Below are 7,043 nucleotides of genomic sequence, written 5' to 3' on the forward strand. Positions count from 1 at the left end.
GTTCGGCCTCTCCATCGCTTTTGCCGCATCGAGCTTCTTCCTCAGCTTCTTCAGCTTCGGCGGCGGGGCGCTGATCTGATGACATCGGCAGACGACATCCCCGGCTTCTATGCCCCGGTCCACCGCGCACTGGCCGAGCCGATCCTGCTCGGCGGTGCGCCGCGCGCACTCGCCATCGTCAATGGCACGCTGGCGGGCGCGATTGGCCTCGGCTTGCGGCTCTGGCTCGCTGGCCTAGCCATCTGGGCAATCGGCCATGTGCTTTCGGTCTGGGCTGCCCGCCGCGATCCGCAATTTGTCGATGTCGCGCGCCGCCATCTCAAATATCCGACCTGGGTGCGGCCATGATGTCGCTTCAGGAATATCGGACCAAATCCGCCAGTCTCGCAGACTTCCTCCCATGGGTCGCACTGGTGGGGCCGGGCGTGGTGCTCAACAAGGACGGATCGTTCCAGCGGACAGCCCGCTTTCGCGGTCCCGATCTCGACAGTGCCACGCCCGCTGAACTCGTGGCCGTCACCTCCCGGCTCAACAATGCCCTGCGGCGGTTGGGCTCGGGATGGGCGGCTTTCGTCGAAGCGCAGCGCACCGCAGCGCAAGCCTATCCGCAATCCCGCTTTCCCGATCCTGTGTCGGCACTGGTCGACAGGGAACGCCGCGAACAGTTTCGTGAGGAAGGCGCGCATTTCGAAAGCGGCTATTATCTGACGCTCCTGTGGATGCCCCCGCCCGATGAAGCCGCGCGCGCCGAAGGCTGGCTCTACGAAGGCAAGGCATCGACCGGGGTTGATCCCAAGGAGCTCGTCAAATCCTTCACCGATCGTACCGACCGCGTGCTGCATCTGGTTGAGGGATTCATGCCCGAGGCAGCCTGGCTCGATGACGCCCCCACGCTGACCTATCTCCACAGCACGGTATCGACCAGGACGCAGCGCGTTCGCGTGCCCGAAACGCCGGTCTATCTCGACGCGCTGCTGGCCGATGAGCCGCTGACCGGCGGGCTTGAGCCCATGCTTGGCGCCCATCATCTGCGCACGCTCACCATCACCGGCTTTCCGACGGCAACCTTTCCCGGGCTGCTTGATGAGCTCAACCGGCAGGCCTTCCCGTACCGCTGGTCGACGCGGGCAATCATGCTCGACAAAACAGACGCCACCAAACTGCTCTCTAAGATTCGGCGGCAATGGTTCGCCAAGCGCAAATCGGTTGCTGCCATCCTCAAGGAGGTGATGACCAACGAGCAGTCGGTGCTGATGGATTCGGACGCCTCGAACAAGGCGGCTGATGCCGACATGGCGCTGCAGGAACTCGGCGCGGATCATGCCGGCATTGCTTATGTCACTGCGACGGTCACGGTCTGGGACCGCGACCCAGCGCTGGCGGCGGAGAAGCTGAGGCTGGTCGAAAAGGTCATCCAGGGCCGCGACTTCACCTGCACTGTCGAAGGTATGAATGCGCTCGAGGCATGGCTCGGATCGCTGCCCGGCCATGTCTACGCCAATGTCCGGCAGCCGCCCATTTCCACCCTCAATCTCGCCCACCTGATCCCCCTGTCAGCGGTATGGGCGGGAGCGGAACGGGACGAGCATTTCGGTGACGCCCCCTTGCTTTACGGCAAGACCGAAGGCTCGACCCCGTTCCGCCTTTCCCTTCATGTCGGCGATGTCGGTCACAGTCTGATCGTCGGCCCGACAGGGGCGGGCAAATCCGTGCTGCTGGCGCTGATGGCGCTGCAGTTCCGGCGCTACAAGGGCAGCCAGATCTTCGCCTTTGATTTTGGTGGATCGATCCGCGCTGCCGCGCTCGGTATGGGCGGCGACTGGCAGGATCTTGGCGGCGCGCTGCATGCCGAAGAAAGCGACAGCGCTGCCGTCGCCCTGCAGCCGCTTGTACGGATCGACAACGCCGGCGAACGCGCATGGGCCGCCGAATGGCTGGCGGCGATGCTGGCCGGCGAAGGCATGGTGATTGACCCTGCCGCCAAAGAGCATCTCTGGTCGGCCCTGACATCGCTTGCGTCCGCACCGCTTGCCGAACGTACACTCACCGGTCTCGCGGTCCTCCTGCAATCCCAGGAATTGAAGCAGGCACTCGCCCCGTATCTCATCGGCGGTCCATGGGGACGGCTGCCCGATGCTGAACAGGAACGTCTGGGGGAGGCGTCCGTGCAGGCTTTCGAAACCGAAGGTCTGATTGGCGCGTCATCGGCCGCAGCTGTGCTCGCCTACCTGTTCCACCGGATCGAAGGGCGGCTCGACGGCTCGCCGACCATGATCATCATCGATGAAGGTTGGCTCGTGCTCGACAGCCCGGCCTTCGCCGCGCAGCTGCGCGAATGGCTGAAGACGCTGCGCAAGAAGAATGCGAGCGTCATCTTCGCGACCCAGAGCCTTGCCGACATCGAGACGTCGGCCATCGCGCCTGCCATCATCGAAAGCTGCCCGACGCGCATCTTTCTGCCCAACGAGCGCGCGGCCGAACCGCAGATCGCACGGGTCTATGAGCGGTTCGGCCTCAATGATCGCCAGATCGAAATCCTGAGCCGGGCAACACCGAAGCGTGACTATTACTGCCAGTCGCGGCGCGGCAACCGGTTGTTCGAGCTGGGTCTCGGCGATGTCGCACTCGCCTTCAGCGCCGCCTCTTCCAAAACCGATCAGATCCGCATCGCCGAGCTTGTCGCAGCCCATGGTAGCGAAGGCTTTGCAGCGGCCTGGCTCCAGAACCGCAGCCTCGCATGGGCGGCCGAGCTGCTTCCTCCCCCGCCGCCCGCACTAACGGACAAGGAAAACCGCCCATGAAAATACCCGTCCTCCGCCGCGCGCTCATGGCGACGGCGATCGCCACTTCGCTGGTATCAGGCACCATGATCGCCGCCCCAGCGCAGGCCCAGTTTGGCGGGATCGTCTATGATCCCAGCAACTACGCGCAGAACGTGCTGACCGCCGCGCGGACGCTGCAGCAGATCAACAACCAGATCCAGCAGATCCAGAACCAGGCTACCAGCCTCATCAACGAGGCCCGCAATCTTGCCAGTCTGCCGGTCTCGACGATCCAGACGCTGCAGCAACAGGTCGACCAGACCCGCCAGTTGCTGAACCAGGCCCAGCGCATCGCCTATGACGTGACCGACGTGCAGCAGGTGTTCAACGGCCGTTACAAGGGGGCGGCGCTGACCGGCGGGCAGGCCCAGATGGTCGCTAACGCCAATGCGCGATGGCAGGACAGCGTCGGCGCCTTCGAAGACGCGATGAAGGTTCAGGCCGGGATCGTCGGCAATCTGGGTGCGACCCGCAGCTCGATCACGACGCGGGTCGGCGGTAGCCAATCAGGGCCGGGGGCTTTGGAGGCGGCACAGGCCGGCAATCAGCTATTGGCTTTGCAAACCCAGCAACTGGCCGATCTGACCGCCGCCATTGCGGCGCAGGGCCGCGCGCAGTCGATCGAGGCCGCGCGCAATGCCGCGACCGAGGCCGAGGGCCGCGAGCGTTTCCGCCGCTTCCGGACCCGGAACTGACATGAGCCGGTCGGTCAAGCTGGCGGCAGCCGCTGCTTTTGGCGGATTGTTGATCGCGGTCGCGGTTGTGTCAACAACGCAGCCGCCAGCTCGGCACGACACAACGACCTATGTCGCGGACGAGACAGGATCTCCGAACCCTCACGCCGCAGAACTCAAGCGCTGCAGCACGATCACCATGCCGGAATCGGGATGCGATGCGGTCTGGGAAGCTGAGCGCCGCCGATTTTTCCATGGAAGGGACCGGCAGCCATGAATGATACCGGCGTCATCGCCCAGTTTCTGACGGTCTTCACCCAATATATCGACAGCGGCTTCGGCTTGCTCGGCGGTGAGGTCGGCTTCCTGTCGACCACCCTCATCGTCATCGACGTGACCATAGCCGCCTTGTTCTGGGCCTGGGGCACCGATGAAGATGTGCTGCAGCGCCTGATCAAGAAGACGCTCTACATCGGCACTTTCGCCTTCATCATTGGCAACTTCTCCAATCTCGCTGGCATTATGCTCCAGAGCTTTGCCGGGCTTGGCCTGCAGGCCAGCGGCAGCGGCATGGCCATCGGCGATTTCATGCGCCCCGGCGTTGTGGCCGCAACCGGTCTTGATGCCGGGCAACCGCTGCTCGACGCCACCGCCGACCTTGTCGGGCCGGTGGGACTGTTCACCAATTTCGTGCAGATCCTGATCCTGCTGATTTCCTGGCTGATCGTCGTCATCGCCTTCTTCGTGCTGGCGATCCAGGTCTTCGTCACCATCATCGAGTTCAAGCTGGTGACGCTTGCAGGCTTCGTGCTTCTGCCGTTCGCCTTTTTCGGGCGTACCGCCTTCATGGCCGAGCGCGTCCTTGGACATATCATTTCCTCCGGCATCAAAGTGCTCGTGCTGGCCGTCATCACCGGCATTGGCACGACCCTGTTCACGCAGTTCATCAATGCCGGACTCGGGGTCGAACCCGACATCCAGCAGGTCATGGCGATTGCGCTCGCAGCACTGACTTTGCTCGGCCTTGGTATCTTTGGTCCCAGCATCGCCAACGGCATTGTATCGGGCGGACCGCAGCTTGGCGCAGGCGCGGCAGCAGGAACGGCGATCGCCGCTGGCGCAACGATTGCGGGCGGTATCGCAGGTGCCAAGCTCGCCGCAGGTGCCGCCGGCTCGGCCATGGCGGGCGCGGCCACGGTCGGTGCCCGCGCGGCAGGCGGCGCGTCGGGTGCCTATGCAGCCGGAGCCGCTGGCAAAACCGGACGGGCTGCGGCTGCTTCGGGTCTCGCCAACGTCGCAAAATCAGCCGCAAGCAGCGCAGCGTCACCGCTTCGCCGGGCCGCGGACAGTCTCAAGGCGAACTATGCCGCTGGCAAGGCCGGGACGCCTGCCAATGCGGCAGCGACCGGCGCCGCCGATGGCCCTCCTGCATGGGCCACCGCGATGAAGCGGCGTCAGGCGATGACGCAGGGCGCCAACATGGCCTCGCATACCCTCAAGGGCGGCGACAGCCACGGCGGCGGCTCTGGCCCCGACATCTCCGACAAAAGCTGAAACTTCCGAAAAGGATCCTACATGTTTCGACGCCCCTCGATCCGCTACGGGACCAGTCCCGAGCCCGTCACGCCCTATCAACGCGCCGCCCAGGTCTGGGACGACCGCATCGGTTCAGCCCGGGTGCAGGCGAAAAACTGGCGGCTTGCCTTCTTCGGTTGCCTTGCGCTTTCGGGAGGGCTGGCAGGCGGTCTCGTCTGGCAATCGGCGCGCGGCACGATCACGCCCTGGGTGGTCGAGGTCGACAAGCTTGGCCAGGCACAGGCCATCGCGCCTGCCGATGTCGATTATCGCCCGACCGACCCGCAGATGGCGTTCCACCTTGCTCGCTTCATCGAACAGGTGCGCGCCATTCCCGCCGATCCGATCGTGCTGCGGCAAGACTGGCTCAGGGCTTACGACTTTACCACCGACCGCGGCGCGCAGGCGCTCAATGACTACGCGCGCAACAACGATCCCTTTGCCCAAGTCGGCAAGGTGCAGGTCGCGGTCGATGTGTCGAGTGTCGTTCGTGCGTCGAACGACAGCTTTCGCGTAGGCTGGACCGAGCGGCGTTACCAGGATGGCGCCCTTCTCGAGACTTCGCGGTGGTCAGCGATCCTGACCACCGTCGTGCAGCCACCTCGCACTCCCGATGCCCTGCGCAAGAATCCGCTCGGCCTGTTCATCAACGCCATCAACTGGTCAAAGGAGCTTAGCCAATGATCCGCCCGACGCGCGCCCTGCGCACATCGATTATGCTCTCAGCGGTAACACTGATCTGCATACCTGCCCAAGCCATGGCGCGCGAACAGCGCGCTCAGCCCCATCCAATTCCTGCTACATCGGCGCAGACCGTTGAGCCTGCCGACCCGCGCACCCGTGTTGGTAGAGCCAACGCCGCAGCGCGGGTGGAACCGGAGCGCACCAGCTATTTCAATGCCATCCAGCAATATGCCTATACCGATGGAGCCCTGTTCCAGATTTACACCGCACCGGGGCAGATTACCGACATCATGCTCCAGGAAGGCGAAGAACTCGTTGGACCGGGGCCGGTCGCATCGGGCGATACGGTCCGCTGGATAATCGGCGACACGGTGAGCGGTGCCGGAGCAGCGCGCCGGGTTCACATCCTCGTCAAGCCGACGCGGGCCGACATTCGCACCAACCTCATTATCAATACCAATCGGCGCACCTATCATCTCGAACTCAGTGCGACGAACTCGACCTATATGGCCGCAGTCTCCTGGACCTATCCGCAGGACGCCTTGATCGCCCTGCGTACTGCCGAGGCCGAGCGTGAACGCACGGCACCGGTGGCCTCGGGTATCGACTTCTCAAGCCTGAACTTTCGCTACCGCATCGGGGGCGATCATCCCGGATGGCGACCAGTGCGGGTGTTCGATGATGGCCGGCAGGCGTTCATCGAGTTTCCGGGCGACATTGCGAGCGGCGATATGCCGCCGCTGTTCGTGATCGGCGCGGACCAGGCAGCTGAGCTGGTGAACTACCGTGTGCAAGGCCGGTATATGGTTGTCGACCGGCTGTTTGAGCGTGCGGAATTGCGGCTTGGCGCAGGCAACAGCGCCAAGCAGGTTCGCATTGAGCGTGAACGCGCACGCCGCCGGAGCCGCTCATGAACACGAGACCGCAGGATGATGGCGTGCGACCGGTCACCAACCGGATTGTCGAGGCTGACGTCGAGACCGACGTTGAAACTGACGTTGAGGTCGAAGCCGAAGGCGATGAGCCTGACGACGAGCGCCCGGTTGCACCGGCCAGCCCGGACGGGTTTCGCCTTGGCGGGGAACCGCCGCGCGTCATGCGCTTGTCGCGCAAGGCACTCGCAATCCTTGGCGTCATCGCCAGCGTCGGGATTGGCGGTTCGCTGATCTACGCACTTCAGCCCAAGAACCACGCGCCAGCCGAGAATCTCTACGACACGAACAGCCGCAATCGCGCGGACTCGGTCAACGGTGCGCCTGCCCACTACGGCGACGTGCCAAAATTAGGT

The 7,043-nt window shown here is 64.1% G+C and carries 7 protein-coding genes and 2 pseudogenes; all 9 read left to right on the forward strand.

The annotated features are described in order from the left end of the window. A pseudogene (locus Q0239_RS03815) lies at positions 1-79 on the forward strand (conjugal transfer protein TrbC); the annotation flags it as partial. Then, positions 79-348, forward strand: a complete 270-nt coding sequence (locus Q0239_RS03820; RefSeq protein WP_006964035.1) for a VirB3 family type IV secretion system protein — start codon at positions 79-81, stop codon at positions 346-348. The pseudogene Q0239_RS03815 and the gene Q0239_RS03820, both read left to right, overlap by 1 nt. Beyond that, on the forward strand, positions 345-2,801 hold the full coding sequence (gene trbE, locus Q0239_RS03825) for a conjugal transfer protein TrbE (RefSeq protein ID WP_298598686.1): 2,457 nt from the start codon (positions 345-347) through the stop codon (positions 2,799-2,801). Before Q0239_RS03820 ends, trbE begins: the two co-directional genes overlap by 4 nt. Beyond that, positions 2,798-3,517, forward strand: coding sequence for a P-type conjugative transfer protein TrbJ (gene trbJ, locus Q0239_RS03830; protein ID WP_298598689.1), 720 nt, complete (start codon positions 2,798-2,800; stop codon positions 3,515-3,517). The genes trbE and trbJ overlap by 4 nt, the downstream gene beginning before the upstream one ends. Before the next feature lies 1 nt (position 3,518). Next, positions 3,519-3,773, forward strand: coding sequence for a putative entry exclusion protein TrbK-alt (gene trbK-alt / locus Q0239_RS03835; protein WP_292686903.1), 255 nt, complete (start codon positions 3,519-3,521; stop codon positions 3,771-3,773). Further along, on the forward strand, positions 3,770-5,050 hold the full coding sequence (gene trbL / locus Q0239_RS03840; protein WP_298598692.1) for a P-type conjugative transfer protein TrbL: 1,281 nt from the start codon (positions 3,770-3,772) through the stop codon (positions 5,048-5,050). Before trbK-alt ends, trbL begins: the two co-directional genes overlap by 4 nt. Before the next feature lie 21 nt (positions 5,051-5,071). After that, positions 5,072-5,755: a conjugal transfer protein TrbF gene (gene trbF / locus Q0239_RS03845; protein ID WP_054109445.1), complete on the forward strand. Its 684-nt coding sequence runs from the start codon at positions 5,072-5,074 to the stop codon at positions 5,753-5,755. Then, positions 5,752-6,669: a P-type conjugative transfer protein TrbG gene (gene trbG, locus Q0239_RS03850; protein WP_298598696.1), complete on the forward strand. Its 918-nt coding sequence runs from the start codon at positions 5,752-5,754 to the stop codon at positions 6,667-6,669. The genes trbF and trbG overlap by 4 nt, the downstream gene beginning before the upstream one ends. Further along, positions 6,666-7,043: pseudogene (locus Q0239_RS03855) on the forward strand (conjugal transfer protein TraI); the annotation flags it as partial. The gene trbG and the pseudogene Q0239_RS03855, both read left to right, overlap by 4 nt.

Source organism: uncultured Sphingorhabdus sp. (genome assembly GCF_937872355.1).
Classification (GTDB): Bacteria; Pseudomonadota; Alphaproteobacteria; order Sphingomonadales; family Sphingomonadaceae; genus Sphingorhabdus_B.

Bases quoted from the DNA above. Each gene is read 5' to 3' on its own strand.
- trbL (WP_298598692.1), top strand. From the start codon at position 3,770: ATGAATGATACCGGCGTCATCGCCCAGTTTCTGACGGTCTTCACCCAA.
- Q0239_RS03820 (WP_006964035.1), top strand. From the start codon at position 79: ATGACATCGGCAGACGACATCCCCGGCTTCTATGCCCCGGTCCACCGC.
- trbE (WP_298598686.1), top strand. From the start codon at position 345: ATGATGTCGCTTCAGGAATATCGGACCAAATCCGCCAGTCTCGCAGAC.
- trbK-alt (WP_292686903.1), top strand. From the start codon at position 3,519: ATGAGCCGGTCGGTCAAGCTGGCGGCAGCCGCTGCTTTTGGCGGATTG.
- trbG (WP_298598696.1), top strand. From the start codon at position 5,752: ATGATCCGCCCGACGCGCGCCCTGCGCACATCGATTATGCTCTCAGCG.
- trbJ (WP_298598689.1), top strand. From the start codon at position 2,798: ATGAAAATACCCGTCCTCCGCCGCGCGCTCATGGCGACGGCGATCGCC.
- trbF (WP_054109445.1), top strand. From the start codon at position 5,072: ATGTTTCGACGCCCCTCGATCCGCTACGGGACCAGTCCCGAGCCCGTC.